The sequence below is a fragment of the Nitrospira tepida genome (assembly GCF_947241125.1).
Classification (GTDB): domain Bacteria; phylum Nitrospirota; class Nitrospiria; order Nitrospirales; family Nitrospiraceae; genus Nitrospira_G; species Nitrospira_G tepida.
On sequence record NZ_OX365700.1, the window covers coordinates 937895 to 957378 of the forward strand.

Here is a 19484-nt window from a genome sequence, read left to right on the forward strand (position 1 = left end):
GGACGGTCGAGGCGAAACGTCGAAGCAGGCAGGGACTAACGGGCCGGGCTTCCTACGCCCCGTGGCACTTCTTGAATTTCTTCCCGCTTCCGCAGGGGCAGGGATCATTGCGGCCGACCTTGTCGTACTGATGTTTGACGGTTTTGGAGGCAGCCGGCTCTTCGCCGCGGTTGAGGGAGAGGCGAGGCGGCATCTGAGGGGGAGGCGAAGGAGCCGCTTCCTGCCTGACCGCTTGGATCTTGAACAGCCGTTCGAGCGTGTCCGATTTGATGCGCTCCATCATGCCCGAGAACATATCGAAGCCTTCGCGCTTGTATTCGATGAGCGGGTCCTTCTGGCCGTAGCCGCGCAGCCCGATGCCGTCGCGCAATTGGTCCATGCCGAGGAGGTGGTCCTTCCAGTGGTGATCGATGACCTGGAGCAGGACGATCTTCTCCAACTGGCGCATGATGTCCGGGCCGATTTCCTCCTCCTTGCGCCGGTAGGCCTGCCGGACGGCCTGCTGGAGTTCCTCGACCAACGCATCGCGGCCGAGATCCTTCAAGCCCTCGATGCCGCCGGGGTGGCCATGGGCCAGATCCACGCCGAACTGGCCGTGCATCGATTCGGCCAGGGCCGCATAGTCCCACTCTTCCTGATATTGCTCCTCGGGGCAACAGGCTTGGACGAAGGAGGTCACGACGCTGTCCATCATGCCCATGATCTCGTCCGTCAGATTCTCGCCGGTGAGGATGGCCCGGCGGTGCTGGTAGACGACTTCCCGCTGCTTGTTCATGACGTCGTCGTATTCGAGGAGCTGCTTCCGGATTTCGAAGTTGTGCGCCTCCACCTTCTTCTGCGCGTTTTCGATCGCCCGGGTCACCATGCCGTGCTCGATCGGGACGCCTTCCTCCATGCCGAGCTTGAGCATGAGGTTGGACACGCGCTCCGAGGCGAAGATCCGCATCAAGTCGTCTTCCAGCGAGAGGTAGAAGCGCGAGGACCCGGGGTCTCCCTGCCGGCCGGCCCGTCCCCGGAGCTGGTTGTCGATGCGCCGGCTCTCATGCCGCTCCGTGCCCAGGATATGCAAGCCGCCCGCCGCCACGACTTCCTGCTTGTTCTTTTCGCAGTCGGCCTTGATCTCCTCGAAGACCGCCAGCCGCCGTTCCTCGGGAATGCCTTCTTCCTGATACAGAAGGCGTTTGAAGAGAAAATCCGGATTGCCGCCCAAGAGGATGTCCGTGCCGCGCCCCGCCATGTTGGTGGCGATCGTCACGGCTGATTTCCGCCCGGCCTGCGCGATGATTTCCGCTTCTTTTTCATGGTATTTCGCGTTCAGAACGTGGTGCTTCACCCCCTGCCGGCTGAGCATGCCGGAGAGACGCTCGGACTTCTCGATCGAGATCGTCCCGACCAGCACCGGCTGCCCATGCTGGTGGCAGTCCTTGATCTCCTCGACGATCGCGTTGAATTTCTCGCGCTCGGTTCGATAGACCACGTCGGCATAGTCTTTCCGGATGTTCGGCCGGTTGGTCGGGATCACGTTGACGTCGAGGTTGTAGATCTTGGCGAACTCCGAGGCCTCGGTGTCGGCCGTGCCGGTCATGCCGGCGAGTTTCTTGTACATGCGGAAGTAGTTCTGGAAGGTCACCGAGGCCAGGGTCTGGTTCTCGTTCGCGATCTTCACCCCTTCCTTGGCCTCCACCGCCTGGTGCAGGCCGTCGCTCCACCGGCGGCCTGGCATGAGCCGGCCGGTAAACTCATCGACGATGATCACCTCGCCGTCCTTCACGACATAATCCACGTCGCGCTTGTACAGCGAATGGGCCTGCAGAGCCTTGATCACGTGGTGGACCAGGGTCATATTCGAGAGGTCGTACAGGTTTTCGACCCCGAGCAGTTTCTCGACCCGCGCGTTCCCCTCCTCGGTCAGCGAGGCCGTCTTGGTTTTCTCTTCGATCGTGTAATCCTGTTCCGGCTTGAGCTGCGGAATGATCGCGTTGATCCGATAGTACAGGTCCGTCGAATCCTCGGTGGGGCCGGAAATGATCAACGGGGTCCTGGCCTCGTCGATCAGGATGCTGTCCACTTCATCGACGATCGCGAAGTTCAGCTCGCGCTGCACGCACTGGCGGATGTCGTTCACGATCAGGTTGTCGCGCAAATAGTCGAAGCCGAATTCATTGTTGGTGCCATAGGTGATGTCCGCGCGATAGGCCTCCGAACGGGTGCAGGGACGCAGGTATTGCAGGCGCTTGTCGGCCGCGTCGTAAGTCGGGTCGTAGAGAAACGAGGCGTCGTGCTGGATCACGCCGACCGATAGGCCAAGGAAATGATAGAGGGCGCCCATCCATTGCGCGTCGCGCTTGGCCAGGTAGTCGTTGACGGTCACCAGGTGGGCCCCATGGCCGGTCAGGGCATTGAGATAGAGCGGGAGCGTGGCGACCAGGGTCTTGCCTTCGCCGGTCTTCATCTCGGCGATGCGGCCCCTATGCAGGATCATGCCGCCCAGGAGCTGCACGTCGAAGTGGCGCATGTTCAGCTTGCGCCGTGAAGCCTCCCGGCAGACCGCGAAGGCCTCCGGGAGCAGATCGTCGAGTGGCTCGCCCTTCTCCAGGCGCTTCCGGAATTCCTGAGTCTTGTCCGTCAGGGCGTGGTCGGAGAGGGGCGTCAGGCTCGGCTCCAGCGAATTGATCTGCTCGACCACCGGACGCAAGGCCTTGATCTCGCGATCATTCTTGCTTCCGAAGATGAGGTTGAGGATGCGCGTCAACATGTCGGGCCTAGAATCGTGTCAGGAATCTTGGTTTGGCCTGTTTCCGGGAGGGTCCCAATCAACAATTTGTCGGAGTATACAGCAAACGAAACGGTGAATCCTACCAAGAAAGCCAAACGGTTCGCCATCTTGACAGGGGACCATCGGAATTCTTAGCATCAGGGCGCATGTTTACGTACCTCCTGTCACGATCCTTCATAGTGGCCGCCGCCCGGTCGCGCGGCCTGGCTCGCCGCGCGACCGCGCTCGGTCTCGTCGTGGCGCTGGTAGGGCTGGCTGCGCTCCTTTATCCGGCGACTGTTCCCCATCTGATGCACCATGCCCAGCACCACGCGGGCACGCACGGGACGGCGCTCTGCTCCTGGCTCTGTGCAGCCGGACAGGGAGTGGAAGGTGCTGCCGCTCCGATCGCGCACCGATATGACCCGGTTGATCGTCTGGAGTCGCTCGTCAGCGTGAATCCGGACCATCCTGACCTGCTTTCCGTTTCGTCCCGCGCCCCACCCACCGTCTGAGCTTCACACACGTTCATTCCGGACGGCGCAGTCCGCCCAGTGGCGGCCGGGCCGTCCGCTTATGGTACTCCTTCAGGTCGCGACCTCCTGCGAGGGAACGCGACAAGAAACGGAACAGGTTCTTTATGAAGACGACGGCATTCAGGCTGATGACCCCGGCCATCCTTTGCATGCTGGGTCTGCTGGTACTTGGTTCAGGAGAAGGGGCCTGGAGCATGGGGTCCCGCGTCCCGGCCGTGGGGATGCCTGCGACCGACTTCAATCTTCTCGACTTGGACGGCAAACCCAGGAGTCTCGCCGAGTTCCGCGGCAAGGTCGTGTTGCTGAATTTTTGGGCGACCTGGTGCAAGCCCTGCACGACGGAAATGCCCGCCATGCAGAATGCCTATGACAGCTTGAAAGACAAGGGGTTGGTGGTGCTGGCCGTGAACGAGCTGGAGGATGAAGCCCGCGTCCGGCAACACATCAAAGACTATGGCCACACGTTCCCCGTCCTCCTTGACAGCAAGAACCAGGTTGCCAATCTGTACGGCGTGTTCGGGCTGCCGGTGAGCGTCTTCATCGACGGCAACGGATCGGTCCAAGAATATGTGAAGGGCAGCCTGCTGACCGAGCAAAAGATTCAGGACGTGTTCGACCGGATTCAGAGCCGAGGGAACCTCCAGGCCTCCTCCGCCGACGCGAACTAATCATGCCCGCCTCCGTGACGAAAACGGTCGCCGTCTGTCTGGCGCTCGGCTGGTTGGTTCTGAGCGGAGCCGTCTATCCGGCCACGGTGCCGCACGAGCTGCATCACGCCGAGCACCATGCGCACCACCATGCGACGACGCACGCCTCCGGGCTCTGTTCCTGGCTCTGCGCCGCCGGCCAGACGGCCGAGGTCGCGGTCACGTTCGATCCCGCCCTTTCGGTCCCGGTCGGCTCCGCCGAACAGACGGTGGCGGTTCTTCCGCCGCTTCCGACCTTCCAGTCGTTTCTCTCCCGCGGCCCTCCCCGCTTCCTGAACGTATAAGTCAATCTCTTGGACATCTCTGTTCCGCGCTGGTCCTCCGCGCCCATCTTTTGGGTGTGAGGCCCTCGTGCGGCGGCTGACGCACACCAATCTTTTTCGGCGCCTCTGATCGAGGAAAGGAAGGAGCGCCTGCCGAGGAAAGGATACGTTCATGAAGCGGTGCACCGGAACACATCTGAGAGTGCTGCTGGCCGGCGTGACCCTTGCCATGGGACCGGCCCCTCTCGTCCAGGCCTCCTGCGGCGCCGTGAGCTGTTTTGTGGTAATCGGCTCGCAGCAACAGGTCCCGCAAAAGGGCTTGCTCACGGTCAACGGCATCTTCAACTACACGCCCTCCGAAGCGCCGCCCGGCGAGGGAGGCAGCATCCCCTTTGCGAACCAAGGCAACAAGCAGTTGATCCTGGCCAACCTGAACGTCAACCAGATCCGGACGCTTGTTCGGACCTATACGCTGGACATGAACTACGGTCTAACGGATCGATTGGGATTGCAGGTCACGATCCCCTACAAGTTCGTCCATGCCGATGCGCAACTCGGCCTCGGCACCTCCGCTCCTTACGCGGACCGCGGCATCGGCGATATCCGCGTCACGATGAAGTACAACGTCCTGCCGACCTTGCGCAGCATGGTCGTGTTCGGGCTGGGCGTCGATATCCCGACCGGAGACTATCGTCAGACCGGAAGCACGGGGCAGCTTGCGGAATCGACCTTGCAGATCGGACGAGGGAACGTGGGGGTTGTGCCGAGTCTCTATCAGAGCTACGAGATCATCCCCCATCGCCTGAATCAGTTTGCATTGGCCAACTATCGCCATACCTACAGAAACCCCGACGGGTATCAATTCGGAGACGAGCTCAACCTGAGCCTGGGATTCAACATCGTCCCCTTTGAATCGACGCCCTGGTTGGTCCTGACCCAACAGGTCAATTATCGCTGGGTGCAGCAGGACAGCATGGAAGCCGCGCTCTATGCCTTCGATCCGGTGCTCAGCCGGACGATTCTGCTGGATGGGAATATCATCGATCGAAAGGTCCCGACGACCGGCTCGACCTATCTGGCCTATTCGCCCGGCATTCTCCTGAATCTCTGGGGTTATGCCTCGGCCTACTTCATCGCGCAGATTCCCGTGGCTCGCGATTTCAACGGCAATCTGGAACAGCAACTGAGTTTTGTCGGTGGAATCACCAAGACCTTCAACGTGCCGACGCCGTTTTGACGCTCCGAGGGGCCTGATGCTGCAGTCGATTTGGAAAAGCCGGAGTCCCGCGAAGCGAGTCTCCCGGTCCGTCTTTGTCCCCATCCTCATTCTCTTTCTTCTCGCATGGTTCGGCCTGGGTTTCTCGCTCCAAGCCGGTCTCTGCACGCATGGGGTAGAGAAGGCCGCGATGCACGGGGGCGGGCTCTGTACCTGGCTCTGTGCGGCCTATGGCCAGGATTTGAGCGTCAGGTTGCCCGAATGGCCTGTGGCCCAGGCCCAAGCCGGATTTTCCGCCGACAGAACAGCGAGCGACATGCGCGCATCCTTCCTCGACGCGTTTGAGAACCGCGGCCCTCCAACGGCGGTCCTATGCGCCACTTTGTCAGCCTGATCAATTACCACCATCGTTCTGACCGTTCAGTTTGGAGGATACATCCATGAGGAACCGCGCATCAGATTCAGTCAAGTCACAGGACCTTCATCATGGCCGCCGTCTGGCATCGATGGCCTTGTTCGTCGGATTGACCGCCGGATTGGCCGCGATGACGGGCTGCGGCGGCAGCGACGACCCGGCCTCGACCGCGACATCCAGCGGCAGCGCCGGGCTCACCACGCCGCTCGCGTTCGTGAACAACCGGGATGACAAAACCATGTCAGTGATCGCGCTCAACGGCGCGAACAATCCGGTCATTACCACCATGCCCGCGTCGAATTTTGAGAATAACGCCCTGGGCGACATGATCACGTCCAAGGAGGAATGGATTTTCGTCAACCTGGGAGTCGGCAACAAGGTCGCCACCATCGATCCGCTGAGCGGGGCTGTCCCGATTCACGAGGCGAATCTCCCGACCGGCGAACGGCCCGTGCACATCTATGCGGACACGACCGACAAGGAAGTGATCTGGTCGATGAACGACGGCAATGCGACGACCGGGGTGGATAACATCAATTGCGCTACCTCAGGAGGCGGGTCGGTCACGATTCTGCACAACTCGCATCTGGGGCCGGGCGGGAATCCGCCTCACGTTGAGAAGACGATCTGCTTGCTTGGGGCTGGCCACAAGGTGGCCGCCTTTTCACAACCGACCGCGACGACCCCCGGCATTCCGAAGCGGGTGTTCATTTCCAGCACGACGGCCGGCGAAATCGCCGTGATCGACAACGAGCCGGCGTCGGCACAGTTCCGGACGCTCATTCATCGCATCGATCTCTGCACGGATGCCGGAGAAGCCGCCCAGACTCCGCCCCAGCCCGCCTGCGACGTGAACGCCAACCAGTCGAACGTCCTGAACACGCCTAACAAGTCCAACCCGCACGGCATCCGCTGGTCGCAGGCCGCGGGCAAGGTCTACAGCATTCAGGAAGGCTACAAGACCATCGTCGAGATTGACCCGGTGTCCTATGCGATGACCCGGACGCTCGATCTGGCCGGAACCCCCTATACGGCCTTCGGCATCACGCCTGACGGGCGGTTTCTCTTGCTGCGCGGGACCGACCTCGCCACCGACTCGGCCCATATTATCGGACGGTTGGCGGTGGTCGATGTGACGGCGGGCAGTCCACTCACGATCATACCGGTGGCCGCTCTGACCGATGTGGTCCCCTCCACCTTCAAGTTTGCGCCGGATGGGAAGCGCCTCTACATGGTCGCCGCCAACACGGCGACGGGGAACGGCGCCCAGGCGGCGGCTCAGAAGAAAGACCGGCTGTTCGTGTTCGACCCGTCCGGATTCCCCGCCGCGATCAGCCCCTTGGCGGAAGTGACCTTGCCCGCCGCCACGGGCCATAGCTTCGATGTCGTGGTGAAGGGGGCGGGCGCCGCCTCCGATGTGGTGGTGTCCAACGGGACCGTTGGGACGCCCGGGTCGGTCACGATCATCAATGCCTCGACGAACGCGGCGGGGGCGTCGATTTCCGTGGGCCTGAATCCGGGAGCGGTAATGGCCTATGTGAACGGGGCCGTGAGCAGCGGGAACGTCGCCACCGCAGAGGCGGTCAGGCCCTCCGGAGGCGAGGCCGGTCTTCCGGAGCGGCTCGACGACCACGGGATGCCTGAGTAGGCGGCTATCTGGTTTTGCGCAGTATGGAGGGGTGAGGATAGAGAGCACCTGCGGAGGCGGGTGCCCTCTATCCGGCGCGAGGTGTCCGGTCAGATGACTGTTGAAGTAGATGAGGACCCTCTGTTACAGGGTCAGGTTGCATCGGCTGGCTGTGGGATGAGCGCTGTGGTTGTGGTATTGGAACCCCGATTGGGGAAGCGCAGGAAATATTCTGGAGGGACCATGCGTGATCGATTGTCTCGGATGATCTGGGTTTGGCTGGGGTGTGTGATCGGCTCCGGTCTCGTTCCAATCGGTCAGGCGGAAGCCTCGTGCGGGGCCGTCAGTTGCTTTGTCACGATCGGATCGCAACAACAGGTTCCCCAGCATGGGTTGCTCACGGCGAACTTTATTTATAGCTACACTCCCATGACCCTGCCATCAGGGTCGAACGGCATTATCGCGGAAGCGGATCAAGAGAACCGCCGAATCATTCCCAATCACCATCGCGAGCTGGGTACGATCACCAACAGCTACACGCTCGATGTGAACTACGGCATCACGGACAGACTCGGCGTGCAAGTCACATTGCCCTGGCTGAACCGACACCACGAGCACTTCCATCGTCATGGCGGAGGAGACGCCGAATTGCATCAGTGGGTCGGGCAGGGCATCGGCGATCTCCGGGTGACCACCAAGTACAATGTGTTGCCGACCCTGCGAAGCATGCTGATCGTCGGATTGGGCGTGGAGCTTCCCACGGGCGGCACGGACACGCGCGACAACTTGGGGCAAAAGCTCGAGCCATCCGGGCAACTGGGGCGCGGAAACGTCGGTCTCATTCCGTCCCTGTATCAGACCTATGAGCTGATTCCGCACCGGTTGAATCAATTCACCTTCGCGAGTTACCGGCACACGTTCAAGAACAACGACGGCTACCAGTTTGGAGATGAGTTTATCGTGAACGCGGGTCTCAACCTGGTGACGTTTCCCTGGCTCGTGCTTACCGGACAGGTGAATTATCGCTATATGGTCCATGACACGATGAGCGCCAGCCTTGGAACGGAGCCGATCATGGACCGGGCGGTGCCCAATACCGGCTCGTCCTGGTTCGGGGTGTCGCCGGGGGTGCTCTTTAATCTCGGCGAGAGTTGGCAAGCCTATTTCTTTGCCCAGGTCCCGGTGGTGCGTGACGCGAACAACAATCTGGCTCAAGGCACCAGCTATACCTTCGGCATCACGCGCTACTTTTCCTTCTCCAGCTCCTAACCCGCATTATTCATGAACGCTTCTGCTGCAATCGCGGATTCGCCGCTGCGACAGAGCCTGACGGCGGGCGTGCTCGCCGTTCAGTACCTCGACGTACTGTTTCAAGTACGCCTTGGTCCTTCCCGGCTGTGCTTGGGGGTACCCGTTGCTCTTCCCGATGCAACGGGTGCAACGCGACGAACCATCATGAATAATGCGGGCTGACGCATAATAGCCCACGTCTTGCGGATTGGGCGGGTCACATCATTATGTCTAACCATGATTCATGAGCGGTTCTGTTGCAATTACGCGTTCACCGCTACGACAAGCCGACGAATGCCGCGCCAATGAGAGCACGTATCCCGTTCCACGGTCTCCCGCGATCTGTAGCATGCGTGAGCAGACGTGAGCACGCATCGGTAGACGTGAGGACGTCTTCTCACTACGATTCCCTACCGTGATGAAGCCTCTCTTGCCTCGCCTTGTGGCGACAATCAGCGATGGATGGCGCCTGTTGATTGCCTCGACGCTGGCAGGTTGTCTGGTGCTGCTGCTGGCGCTCGTCTACCCGGCGACCGTTCCTCACGCACTGCATCATCTTCACCATGGCGTGGCCACGCATGGCACTCTGATCTGTTCGTGGCTCTGCGCCGCAGGGCAGGAGGCCGAGGGGGTGGCCCTCGGCCTCCCTGGCGTCTCACTCGCTCCCGAGCGCGCGTTGTGCTTGCCGGAGCGCGCGGCTCCCTCACTGTTCGCTATCGAGGGCTCTTCCCGCTCCCCTCCGTCTCGTCATTCCGTCTAGCTTGCGGTTGTCAAGATCCGATGTCCAGGTGTCTCGCGTAGACATCACAAATAGTGAGGATGCTCTGCCCCATCCGAGCGGGTGGCGTGGACAGGTGTCATCCTTTGAGAAGGGGAATCCCTATGCGATCCATCGTGGTTGCCGCTTGTGTTCTCCTGTCGCTGAGGGGGACCGTCGGCTTGTTGCCGGCGGCCGATGTGGCGGAGTTATCCGAGGCTGCGGGTCTGTCCCTGCTCGAGAGGCCGCTGAGCGTCATCGAGACCCCCGGCCAGCTTTCGCCACCGGCTCTTCAATTCGACCAGAGAGGCCTCCTCTACCTGGCGTGGTTTGAAAAGCAGCAGGGAGGAGCGAGTGTCAAGTTGGCGCAGGTCGAGGGATCGGCCATTTCCGCCGTTGCCCAGGTCAACAGGAAAGGGGAGGGGCCCAGCACCGTGCATCAGTCCCCCGGGGTCGCGGTCGGAGCCGGCGGCCTGTACGTAACCTGGTCGTCGGCCAACCGGACGCCGGGAGCAATGTTCGCCTCCGACCTGCGGGTTGTCCGATCGACGGACAGCGGCCGCACCTTCGACTCCCCGGTCCAGGTCAATGATGACGGGCTGCCGATCTCCCACACGTTCGAAGATGTGACAGCCGTTCCCGAGGGAGATGTCTATCTGGCCTGGCTGGATGGGCGCAACAAGGAGCGGAGTGGAGCGGGAATCCTCTTTGCCCGATCCACGGATCAGGGTGGCTCGATTGAGCGCAATTTCCAGATCGACGGCATGGCCTGTCCCTGCTGCCGTCCCATGCTGGCCGTGGCTCCCGACGGCCAGCTCTGGGTCGCGTGGCGGAAAGTATTCGACGGGAACGTGCGCGATATCGTCGTCGCCAAGTCCGCCGACCGTGGCCGTTCCTTTGATCGGCCGCGGCTTGTCCGGAAGGACAACTGGGTCTTCACGGCCTGTCCGCACCGGGGGCCGTCGGTGGCGTTCGATCGGTTCGGCCGGATGTATGTGGGATGGTACACGGAGGAGACGGACGAACAGCCGCGTCTGTTGGTGGCCACGTCCGACGATCAAGGGAACACGTTTACGGATCCCGTCTCCCTGCATCTCTCCAGGACGTCCGTGCCCGATCAGTTGCGGATGGCGGTGCATCCCGACGGGGCGGTTGTCGCCGTGTGGGAGGAACTGACTGGGGTGCGTAAGGAAACCGTCATGCGCATCTCCATGGATCGGGGCCGATCGTTCGGTCCGCTCAAAAAGCTGAGTACCGCAGCCAAGGCCGAGCACCCGACGGTGGCCATTGATCGGAGCGGTCGCGTCGCGCTCAGTTGGATAGAACATACGTTCCCGATGAACCGGCTCCTAGTGCAACAGGGGCAACTTGATCTGGAGAGAATCACCGGAAAGCCGTGACTCGAACGGGATTTCTCATGACGTATGACGCGCGATGCCGGATATCGGGATGGGTGGTGTCCGCACTGCTCCACCTGTGCGCCGTCGGCGTCGCCCTGCTCCTGGTTGCGGAAGTCACACCTCCGACCGACCCTGCTCCCTTTCAGTGGGAGGTTTCGCTGGTCGAAGCCGTCAACAGGTCCGACTCCGCGCCACCGCTTGCGCAGCCGGCCGAACCCTCGCCGACGTCTCCAACGGTTCAACAGAGCGCCCCTCCCAAACCCACCATGGTGACCAGGCAGGTCCATACGAGGGTTGAGACGAGGGTGGAGCAGGATCGGCAGGAGAGGCAAGAGAAGATGGAGCGCCAGGTCCAGCCGGTCGTTCAGCAAGTGGACGCTGTTCAGGAGGTGATGCGGCAGGCCATCCGTCCCGTGACGGAGAGCGCACCTGCCGGTGAACGACAACCGATGCAGGAGCGAACTCCTGCGATGTCGGCGAATCCGGTGCAGACCGCCGCGGTGCCTGTCCCGGTGGAGTCGGCGACGGTAATCGAGCGGGTCGAAACGAGGCCTGCCGTGGTCTCGACAGCTCCGGCGGAGGTGGCGCGCGCTGTAGCGGTCCGCCACGCTGAAGAGCCCGCAGCCGCTCCAGTTCCGACTGTGGTGGAGCGTGCCGCGCTGGTTGAGGCCACGACGCCCCTCGTCGACAGGGACCAGTCAGCGGTCTCGCGCCCGGAGACGAGTGTGCCGGCGCTTGCAGCGCCTAACAGTAGTCCGACCGCCAGCCTGCCGGCGACGGAACCGGCGCCATCCGCACAACTGTCGGCGGCGGTCTCGCCACAGACGCCGGCCGCTCCCCCGACTCCCGCGGCGACATCTGTCCCGGCGATGCCGGAACCTCAACCGCCGAATTCCGTACCGGAGGCAGCCGCGTCGGCTGCCGGTGATTCCCGGGAACCGGTCGGGCGGGAGACCGATCCGGTGGTTGCGAAATCGGCCATGCCACAACCGGCGGCCAAGGCGGACTACCGCTGGCTGGCCGAGTCGCTCTATCGCCGCATCGCGGAGTTGAAGCGCTACCCGAGCGTCGCCCGGCTCAACGGTTGGGAGGGGAAAGTCGTCCTCCGCGCGGTGATCACAGCCGACGGGAACTTGGCCGATCTACGGATCCAAACGAGTTCCGGATTCGACGCCTTGGATCAGGCCGCGCTCGAAGCGGTCCGCCAAGCCTGTCCATTGCATTTGCAGCATGCCCTGGGCCGGCCGCAAGTGGTGGTGAGTTTGCCGATCGTCTATAGCTTGTCGAATTGATGTGGCCGGAAGTGTCGTGATGCGCGGCGGCAGATTGAAACGAAGCGTCGGAGCCTGGGCGCTGCGGAGCCTCTGCGCGGCTGGCCTCATCCTCTGGATGTCGGGATGGCCGGCTCATGCGGGGGACCAGGAGGATCCGATGACGGCCATGGGAATGGCGCGGATCCCTCCCGGGACCTCGGCGGCATCATTTGACCTGCCTTCCTTGGACGGCGGCAGGATGGGCTCCAAGGATTTCGCCGGAAAAGTCGTCCTGCTCAACTTCTGGGCCACCTGGTGCGGACCTTGTAAGGACGAGATGCCTTCCCTGGGACGCTTGCGGGAGCAGCTCGATCCGAACGTCTTTGCGGTGGTGACGATGACGACGGATGTGCAGGCGGACGGGATTCGGCGGTTTCTGGCGCAGCTTCGGGTGACGTTGCCCGTGCTCTTTGACGAACAGCAGGACGTGTCACGCGCGTTCATGGTGCGCGGGCTGCCGACGACGTTTTTGATTGCGGCGGACGGCACGGTGCTCGCTCGCGCGGTCGGGCCGAGAGAGTGGGACAGCGCGGCGGCCGTGGCGCTCATGCAGCAGGCGCTGGGGCAGAAATGATCGCGCGAACGGGGTCCAAGCCATGGCGTCGGCTTGCCGGTCTCTGCGTGGTGCTCTATGTGCTGCTCCTGGCTGCCGCCGCGTTCTGTCCGCTGGTTCATCATTCAGGCGATACCCACGCTCACCATCATGATGGGCGGGCGCCGGCCGGCGGCCTGCACTCCGCCCTCTGCCTCTGGGCCTGCAACATCTCCACCACCGCGAGTCTTCCTGCCGCGCCGGTTCAGCTTATTGCGGCGACAGCCCTGTTGCGGCTCCCGGTGCAGGATTTCCTTCCTCCAGCCGGCTCGTCTGACCTCATGGGCCGGACTCGTGCGCCTCCCCGGCTCCCCGTCCTGTAAGGCAACGTCACAACGCTGAAGGCCTGCGGTCATCGGTGTGCCGATGAACGTTTGCGCACGGAGCCAAGGGATGCCGGTCCCTGCGTCTGGTCTTCGAGACAGGCAGAGCCGGGATTGGGGAGCGAAGGAGCGATTTCGACCATGAAGGACCTACGAGGAGTTGGAGCGGATGGCGAGCGGAAACGAAGCGGATTTGGATGGATGCTGTTGGTTCTGCTGGGGTGGAGCATGATGCCGGCGGCAGGCGCAGTCGGTCATGCGACGGAACGGGAATCGAGTGATGTCTCGACCGGGACGGCTGAGCGGGCCAGTGAACAGCCGACCCTGCAGGAATATGAGCGGCAACTGGAGCGGAACCCGGAATCGAGCGACGAACTCGTCCGGATGGACCCGGTCACGATCACCGCTACAAGAACGCCGAAACACGTGACTCAGGTCCCCGGCGCGGTCACGGTTGTGGAACAGAAACAGATTCTCCAGGGGAGGCCGGCGACGGGCGTCGATGAGACCCTACGGATCGTCCCCGGCGTTCAGGCGGAGCGGCGATTCGGTCCCGATGATGTGCGCATTTCGATTCGAGGGAGCGGCGTGCGCTCGACGTTCGGAGTGCGGAGCATACGAGTCCTGATCGACGGTATTCCATTGACCGAGGTGGACGGGCAAACCCGTCTGGAACCGATTGATCTGGACGCCGTGGCGCGGGTCGAGGTGTTGAGGGGCCCAAGTTCCACGCTCTACGGCAACGCGTCGGCAGGGGTGATCAACTATGTGCTGGAAGAGGGTTCGCAAGGGAATACCTATGTCGAGCCACGGTTCGTCTTCGGGGCGTATGAGTTTTACAAGTATCGACTCAAAGCGGCCGGAGCGAGCGACAAGTTCAGTTGGATGGGGAACTATTCCTTTTTGGATTCCGGCGGCTATCGGGACCATTCAACTACCCGCAATCAGCGGTTTCTCGGAAAGTTCAAATACAAGTTCAGCGATCATTCCGATCTGTCGCTGGTCGTCACCTATGGGCAGATGGACGGGGATATTCCCGGCAATCTCTTTCGATCGGAGTTTGAGACCAACCCCCGCCAACAGCAGCAAACCCCGCATCCGATCCCGCCGGCGTTGTTCCCGGCCACGACCCCTTATGCCGCCTTTCAGCCGGCCCGCAAAGATGAGCGCTTCCGTCCGGCCCTGACCTATCGGAATCAATTCACCGAGCATCAGGAGATCAGCGTCACAGGGTTCTTCGCGACGCGCGATCTGTATCATCCGCTGTGTTGTTTTCCCGGCAGCCTGATCACCCTCACCAGGATCGAAAATGCGGCGTTCATCAAGTACGCAAACACGGTGTCGCTTTTCGACCATGACAACCGCCTCATCATCGGGTACGACTGGCAGGATCAAAACTCGGTGAACAAGAATTATGCGAATGTGCTCGGATCGCCGGGGGCGCTTCAGGAATATTCACAGGCGCGGATCAATCAAGACGGGGTCTATGCGCAAAACGAATTCAAGTTGACGGACACCGTCGAACTCATCGGCGGCGTGCGCTACAGCCAAGTCCGATTCAAGGTGGAGGACCATCTTCAGCTCGGCGGAGTGAACGGGTCGGGGCGGCGCAATTTCGCGCAAACGACGGGGCTGGCGGGCATTCGCTACAGCCCCGTGAAGTGGGCCAATTTTTATTTCAGCTTCGGGCAATCGTTCGAAACCCCGACGGGAACCGAATTCCGGAATCCTACCACCGCCACCGGCGTGGGGTTGAATCCCAACATCACGCCCCAGAAGTCCTCGAACTACGAAGTCGGCGTGAAAGGGGCGGTCGGCGACAAGCTGTTCTACGACATCGCCCTCTATCGCCAGCATTTTACGGATGAACTGCTGCAATTCAACACCGGGTTCACCGGGCCATGCAGCATTTTCGCCCCGTGCTTCCGCAACGCCGGCAAGAGCGATCATGACGGATTTGAAATCGGCCTGGCTTACCGTCCGGTTCCGCCGGTCACCGTTCAGATGGCCTATACCTACGCCGACTATCGCTTCCGGGACTATGTGGTCAACGGGGTGCAACTGGCCGGCCGGCGGCTGCCCGGAGTGCCGGAACACCGGCTGATTATCGATCTCACGTACGAACAGCTCACCGGGGTTCTGGCGGGGGCATTCGGCGGGGTGGAATGGCAATACCAGACGGACTACTTCTTGAGCGACACCAATCTGGAAACATCGTCTCCATTGAACGGCCAGAAAAATCCTAGTTACACGGTCACGAGCCTCAAGAGCGGCTACAAGACGATGCTGGATCGCCACTGGGGCATCGAGGTGTTCGGAAGGCTCGAGAATATTTTCGACGCGAATTACGCGTTTGCCACCGTGAATCCGGGTAATGCACCGGCCTTCGGTCCGTTTGTGGGCCGCAATGTGTTCGGCGGGCTCTCGGTGCGATACGTGTTCTAGCGCAAGTCTCGCATGACGGCATAGTTCACGGAGGTGCGGTATGGGCAAGATTCTCCTGCGAGTCAACGAGGCGGCGGAGGCGCTGAGTGTCAGCCGTTGGACGATCTACCGCTGGGTGGAGGAAGGCAAGCTAAAGGGGACGAAGATCGGCAAAGGCAGTCTGAGAGTCCTGAAAGAATCGGTGGTTCAACTGATCGATCAAAACCGGCTTGATCGGTGGGACGAGAGCGCAACCGTTGAGAGACGGAGCCCCCGTCCGGTCCGGCCATCCTGAACGGCCATGCAAGGGCGCATCTTGCAGACGATGATGGACTCCATATTGGGATCGGCCCCGGCTGGGACCAATATGTCGCCGATTGTGTAGCGGGCGTGAGCAGCCGTCGGTAGACCGACTGAGGCGAACAGCGTATACAACATTGGTCTTGTGATGAGTTCATGATGACAGGCATGCTCCGACCTCAGACGCTGACGGCCGGCCTTCTGGCAGCGACCTATGCCGGCCTCCTCATGCTCGCGGCTATCTGTTCGATGGGGCAGCTTCCGGCCTCCGCGCATGATCATCACGGAAGCCATGCTCCACACTCGCTCCTCTGTGCCTGGGCTTGCCAGGCGGCTTCGGATGAGCAAGGCGGAGATGTCGAAACGGTCGCCGTATTCCGTCCCTTGATTCTCCTGACTTTGCTGCCTCCTCCCTCTCCTCTTCCGTCGATCGATCCAACCGGCTGTCCCAGCCGGGCTCCGCCACTCTCCGCCTAGCAGGTTGTGGAGAGTCGGACGTCCGACGATGCCGAAGCCGGTATCCGGAGGACGGCCCTGCGCTCCAAACCGGTGTCATCAGTTCTAAACATCCCGGATTTTCGCAGAAGGCGAAACCGAGACATGTCCGAGCGGACCGCACCTCCGTCCGGACATCATCCGGGGTGGGCTGGTTGACTGCCTCCCCCACCCCGGCCCTTCGGCGCTCCTCTGCCGTGACAAATCAACCTGAAGGATGTGAGAGGTGATGTGATGTTCATCGGCACAAATAAAGAGAGCACAACTCTTCACCGGCCTGCCGGAGACCAGATCAATCGGCACACGTCGACGACCACAGAGGAACGGATTGTCAAGCCGCAATCGCATCTCGCGATGCCGGTCATCCGCTTGCTGGCCATTGCGCTGAAGGTGACCGCCGACAACCCTCAACCATTGGAGGGAAATCAACTTCGTATTCCGCCCGACTACCGATCCTGGCCGGTGCTGTCGTCCAAACTGGGGGGCGGGGGGTTCCATCGGAGCGTTCGGTTTTATCTCAACCCCAAGGCCGCGTCCACGTCGGGCTCCCAGCCATTCCCGGCGGGCAGTACCTTTGTGGTCGAAACCTTTCGGTTAGGTCAGGACAGTTGTCGTGACGCGCCGGACTCTCAGGGAATGAGGAGTGATGTTCTGTTCATCATGACGAAATGCGCCAGCGTTCTGAATTCAGGAACCGGCGCGGATGACGCAGAGGTCTGGCTTCATGCCAACTATGACGGGGAGGGCCGACCCCTTGGCACCGGATGGTCGTTGTGCCGGGCGTGTGCGGCTCCGGTCACCGATTAGCCCGACCCGAAGATGAACGTGCACCGGGGTCCTTCAGGCATGGATGACCGGTTAGAGGGATCGCCTGTCCTGCAGACAATCGTCAAGTTGTGTCGGCGGGAGGGGCGGTTCAATCACAGGGGAGGACATGATGCGAAAGACGACGAGAAGGATTGTCGGGGCAACGGCTGCAGTGGGAATCCTGTTGGCCGCCATGGTGTGGGCGGGAGGGACCGGCCCCCACGCTCAGGAGGGTGTGAATCACGCCAAGGAGGGGATCGTCCATGTGAAGGAAGCGATCGCGCATCTGGAGGAGTCGGTCAAGGTCGGCGGTGATCCTCATGCGAAGGAGTCCCTGGCGCATGCAAAGGAAGCGATCAAGCACGCGGAGGAAGCGATCAAGCATGCGGAGCAGGCCGCAGAACAGACCCCTGCGAAGAAGCCCCCTCGATAGACCGAACAAGAGGCACGGTAGTCGTTGTCATCCTACGATTGATAAGGGAGGCCCAGGTGATGAAGGCCACGATCACGGTCGCAGCGGCGTGTGTGGGGTTTGGGTTGCTGGGAGTAGGTTGGCACCTGATCGTTCACGCAGACAGCGCTCCCAAGGACGGCGAGTTGGCCTTGCCGGGCGAGTACCGGAGTTGGCCCAAGTTCTTAACCGAAGTCCAGCGTGAGGATGCCAAACAGGTGCGTGAACTCTATGTCAACCCGGTTGGGGCCAGGGCCTGTCCCGTCTCAGCCTTTCCCAACGGTACGATGATGGTCATGGAACTCTACAAAGCGAAGGCTGACGGAGGAGCTCTGGCGAAGGGGTCGGACGGCAAACTCGTGAAGGGGGAACTGGCAAGGATTTTTGTCATGGGCAAGAACGAGGGGTGGGGACAGGGCCATCCGGACCATCTCAAGAACGGCGCCTGGGTCTATGCGGCATACGGGCCTGGCGGCAAGGCGTTGGCCGAGGATTTTACGAAATGCCGGGCCTGTCATGCGCCGTTGGCCCAGAAGGATTTTGTCCATCGCTACGACGAATTCTGCGCGCAACGGGCGTATTCATCCCATTGAGGCCTAAAAGGCGATTGAGTGGCCGGATCCGAGGCTCGTGTTCCTCGATGTCCTACCTCCACACGAGCTTCGGCCAGGGGGGCGGCTCCCAGGCTGCCCCCCCACCATTCGTCCCTTCACGGATCAACAGCGGCAGCCTGCAGACTGTGGACCAGTGCGTGGGTCGTAAGTCCGAGACTTTGGACGGCCACCTTGGCTTGGACTTACGCGAGGAAGGGACGCCGATCCCCAGCGTCCTTTCCTCCCTATTTTCTTGGGGCGATGTGAAGGTGCGGTGTGAAGCCTGGATTTCTGATTGATCGTGCTCGAATTGCGCTGGCGGCGATGATGCTTGCCGCTTGTCCCATCACATGGGCGTCCGCGGATTCAACTCCGGGCGTGACGCCGGACCGTGTGGAGTCGCCCGCTGACGGAGAGCTTATTGTGCAGATCGTCGGGCGGTTTTGCGAATACCAACGGCGTGACGTGGAAGCGGCCTTGGAAGGGATCTGGAGCGTGCGCCGCATCGAGTTTCTGAACGACCATGGAACCCTTCGCCTGTCTTACGAGAGCCGCAGCGGCACGGAGGCGGAGCTGGCCAGCGCCGTGGAGCGGGCGTTGTCGCTGGGGTGGTTCTGTTCAGCCCATGTCGATCCTGACGGGCGGGCCGATGCGCCCGTTCGTCTCGTGGAGGTGATCCGATGAGAGAACGATTGAGTAGTTTCCTGGTGATCATGATCTGTGCGGAATGGTTCCTTGCGCCGGTGTATGGAGCGGAGAACAAGGTGATGCTGATGCTCGGAGGAGAGTTCTGTGATGCCTACCTCGATGAGGTCGAAGAAGCGGTCAAGAAGGTTGTGGGGGTGAAAGCGGTGGATCTCAAGAGTATGAAAGGGCATGCCGTGGTCACCGTCGACGCGAGCAAGGCCAAACCGGAGCAGATCGTCCACGCCGTGAATCAAGTCAAGGGACAGAGGTGGCATTGTACCGCGCAGATCATGAAATGATCGCGCAGGTCGGCGTGACCGCGGCTGCGCCGTTCGAGGCGTTCGGCGTACATGCGGATCGAACTTTTGAAGTGTGCGATGGAATGAACGTGGCATCCGAAGCTCGTGTGTCGGTCTGACCTACCTCCACACGAGGTTCGGATTGGGGAGCGGATCACAGGCCGCTCCCCGCCACACCACGCGGCGTGTGCATGGCGCGACTCTGGGTCGCCGCCTCGTCGCAACGATGTCATG

General features: G+C 61.6%; 21 protein-coding genes. 20 read left to right on the forward strand and 1 reads right to left on the reverse strand.

The features are described 5' to 3' along the window. Positions 1-52: 52 nt before the first annotated feature. Positions 53-2755 carry a preprotein translocase subunit SecA gene (secA, locus tag QWI75_RS04435; protein ID WP_289267483.1) on the reverse strand — a complete coding sequence of 901 codons (2703 nt, stop codon included), beginning with the start codon at positions 2753-2755 and terminating at the stop codon, positions 53-55. Between the two features lie 167 nt (positions 2756-2922). On the opposite strand from secA, the gene QWI75_RS04440 reads away from it, so the two are divergent. The 20 genes from QWI75_RS04440 to QWI75_RS04535 all read left to right on the forward strand — a co-directional run bounded on the left by QWI75_RS04440 (position 2923) and on the right by QWI75_RS04535 (position 19250). After that, the gene (locus QWI75_RS04440) at positions 2923-3270 is read left to right on the forward strand and encodes a hypothetical protein (protein WP_289267484.1); all 348 of its coding nucleotides are present in this window, start codon (positions 2923-2925) and stop codon (positions 3268-3270) included. A gap of 125 nt (positions 3271-3395) precedes the next feature. Beyond that, positions 3396-3959 (forward strand): redoxin domain-containing protein, encoded by a 564-nt coding sequence (locus QWI75_RS04445; protein WP_289267485.1) that lies wholly within the window; start codon positions 3396-3398, stop codon positions 3957-3959. Between the two features lie 2 nt (positions 3960-3961). Continuing rightward, entirely contained in the window at positions 3962-4282 is a 321-nt protein-coding gene (locus QWI75_RS04450; protein WP_289267486.1) for a hypothetical protein, read from the forward strand. 151 nt (positions 4283-4433) lie between these two features. Beyond that, positions 4434-5498: a transporter gene (locus QWI75_RS04455; protein WP_289267487.1), complete on the forward strand. Its 1065-nt coding sequence runs from the start codon at positions 4434-4436 to the stop codon at positions 5496-5498. A 16-nt stretch (positions 5499-5514) separates the two neighbouring features. After that, on the forward strand, positions 5515-5871 hold the full coding sequence (locus tag QWI75_RS04460) for a hypothetical protein (protein ID WP_289267488.1): 357 nt from the start codon (positions 5515-5517) through the stop codon (positions 5869-5871). A 46-nt stretch (positions 5872-5917) separates the two neighbouring features. Then, the gene (locus tag QWI75_RS04465; protein ID WP_289267489.1) at positions 5918-7540 is read left to right on the forward strand and encodes a YncE family protein; all 1623 of its coding nucleotides are present in this window, start codon (positions 5918-5920) and stop codon (positions 7538-7540) included. A 222-nt stretch (positions 7541-7762) separates the two neighbouring features. After that, positions 7763-8788: a transporter family protein gene (locus QWI75_RS04470; protein WP_289267490.1), complete on the forward strand. Its 1026-nt coding sequence runs from the start codon at positions 7763-7765 to the stop codon at positions 8786-8788. A gap of 436 nt (positions 8789-9224) precedes the next feature. Then, the gene (locus tag QWI75_RS04475; protein WP_289267491.1) at positions 9225-9569 is read left to right on the forward strand and encodes a hypothetical protein; all 345 of its coding nucleotides are present in this window, start codon (positions 9225-9227) and stop codon (positions 9567-9569) included. 122 nt (positions 9570-9691) lie between these two features. After that, positions 9692-10966 (forward strand): sialidase family protein, encoded by a 1275-nt coding sequence (locus QWI75_RS04480; protein ID WP_289267492.1) that lies wholly within the window; start codon positions 9692-9694, stop codon positions 10964-10966. 17 nt (positions 10967-10983) lie between these two features. Next, positions 10984-12258, forward strand: coding sequence for an energy transducer TonB (locus tag QWI75_RS04485; RefSeq protein WP_289267493.1), 1275 nt, complete (start codon positions 10984-10986; stop codon positions 12256-12258). Between the two features lie 19 nt (positions 12259-12277). Continuing rightward, positions 12278-12853 (forward strand): TlpA family protein disulfide reductase, encoded by a 576-nt coding sequence (locus tag QWI75_RS04490; RefSeq protein WP_289267494.1) that lies wholly within the window; start codon positions 12278-12280, stop codon positions 12851-12853. After that, the gene (locus QWI75_RS04495) at positions 12850-13194 is read left to right on the forward strand and encodes a hypothetical protein (protein ID WP_289267495.1); all 345 of its coding nucleotides are present in this window, start codon (positions 12850-12852) and stop codon (positions 13192-13194) included. Before QWI75_RS04490 ends, QWI75_RS04495 begins: the two co-directional genes overlap by 4 nt. A 141-nt stretch (positions 13195-13335) precedes the next feature. Beyond that, positions 13336-15639, forward strand: coding sequence for a TonB-dependent receptor family protein (locus tag QWI75_RS04500; RefSeq protein WP_289267496.1), 2304 nt, complete (start codon positions 13336-13338; stop codon positions 15637-15639). Between the two features lie 40 nt (positions 15640-15679). Continuing rightward, positions 15680-15913, forward strand: coding sequence for a helix-turn-helix domain-containing protein (locus tag QWI75_RS04505; RefSeq protein WP_289267497.1), 234 nt, complete (start codon positions 15680-15682; stop codon positions 15911-15913). A 173-nt stretch (positions 15914-16086) separates the two neighbouring features. After that, entirely contained in the window at positions 16087-16395 is a 309-nt protein-coding gene (locus QWI75_RS04510; protein ID WP_289267498.1) for a hypothetical protein, read from the forward strand. 252 nt (positions 16396-16647) lie between these two features. Then, positions 16648-17220 (forward strand): cytochrome P460 family protein, encoded by a 573-nt coding sequence (locus QWI75_RS04515; RefSeq protein WP_289267499.1) that lies wholly within the window; start codon positions 16648-16650, stop codon positions 17218-17220. A 127-nt stretch (positions 17221-17347) separates the two neighbouring features. Beyond that, complete coding sequence (locus QWI75_RS04520) at positions 17348-17653, forward strand: hypothetical protein (protein ID WP_289267500.1); 306 nt, start codon at positions 17348-17350, stop codon at positions 17651-17653. 59 nt (positions 17654-17712) lie between these two features. Continuing rightward, complete coding sequence (locus QWI75_RS04525) at positions 17713-18264, forward strand: cytochrome P460 family protein (protein ID WP_289267501.1); 552 nt, start codon at positions 17713-17715, stop codon at positions 18262-18264. A 276-nt stretch (positions 18265-18540) separates the two neighbouring features. Continuing rightward, positions 18541-18948: a hypothetical protein gene (locus QWI75_RS04530; RefSeq protein ID WP_289267502.1), complete on the forward strand. Its 408-nt coding sequence runs from the start codon at positions 18541-18543 to the stop codon at positions 18946-18948. Continuing rightward, positions 18945-19250, forward strand: coding sequence for a cation transporter (locus QWI75_RS04535; protein ID WP_289267503.1), 306 nt, complete (start codon positions 18945-18947; stop codon positions 19248-19250). The genes QWI75_RS04530 and QWI75_RS04535 overlap by 4 nt, the downstream gene beginning before the upstream one ends. Positions 19251-19484: the final 234 nt, after the last annotated feature.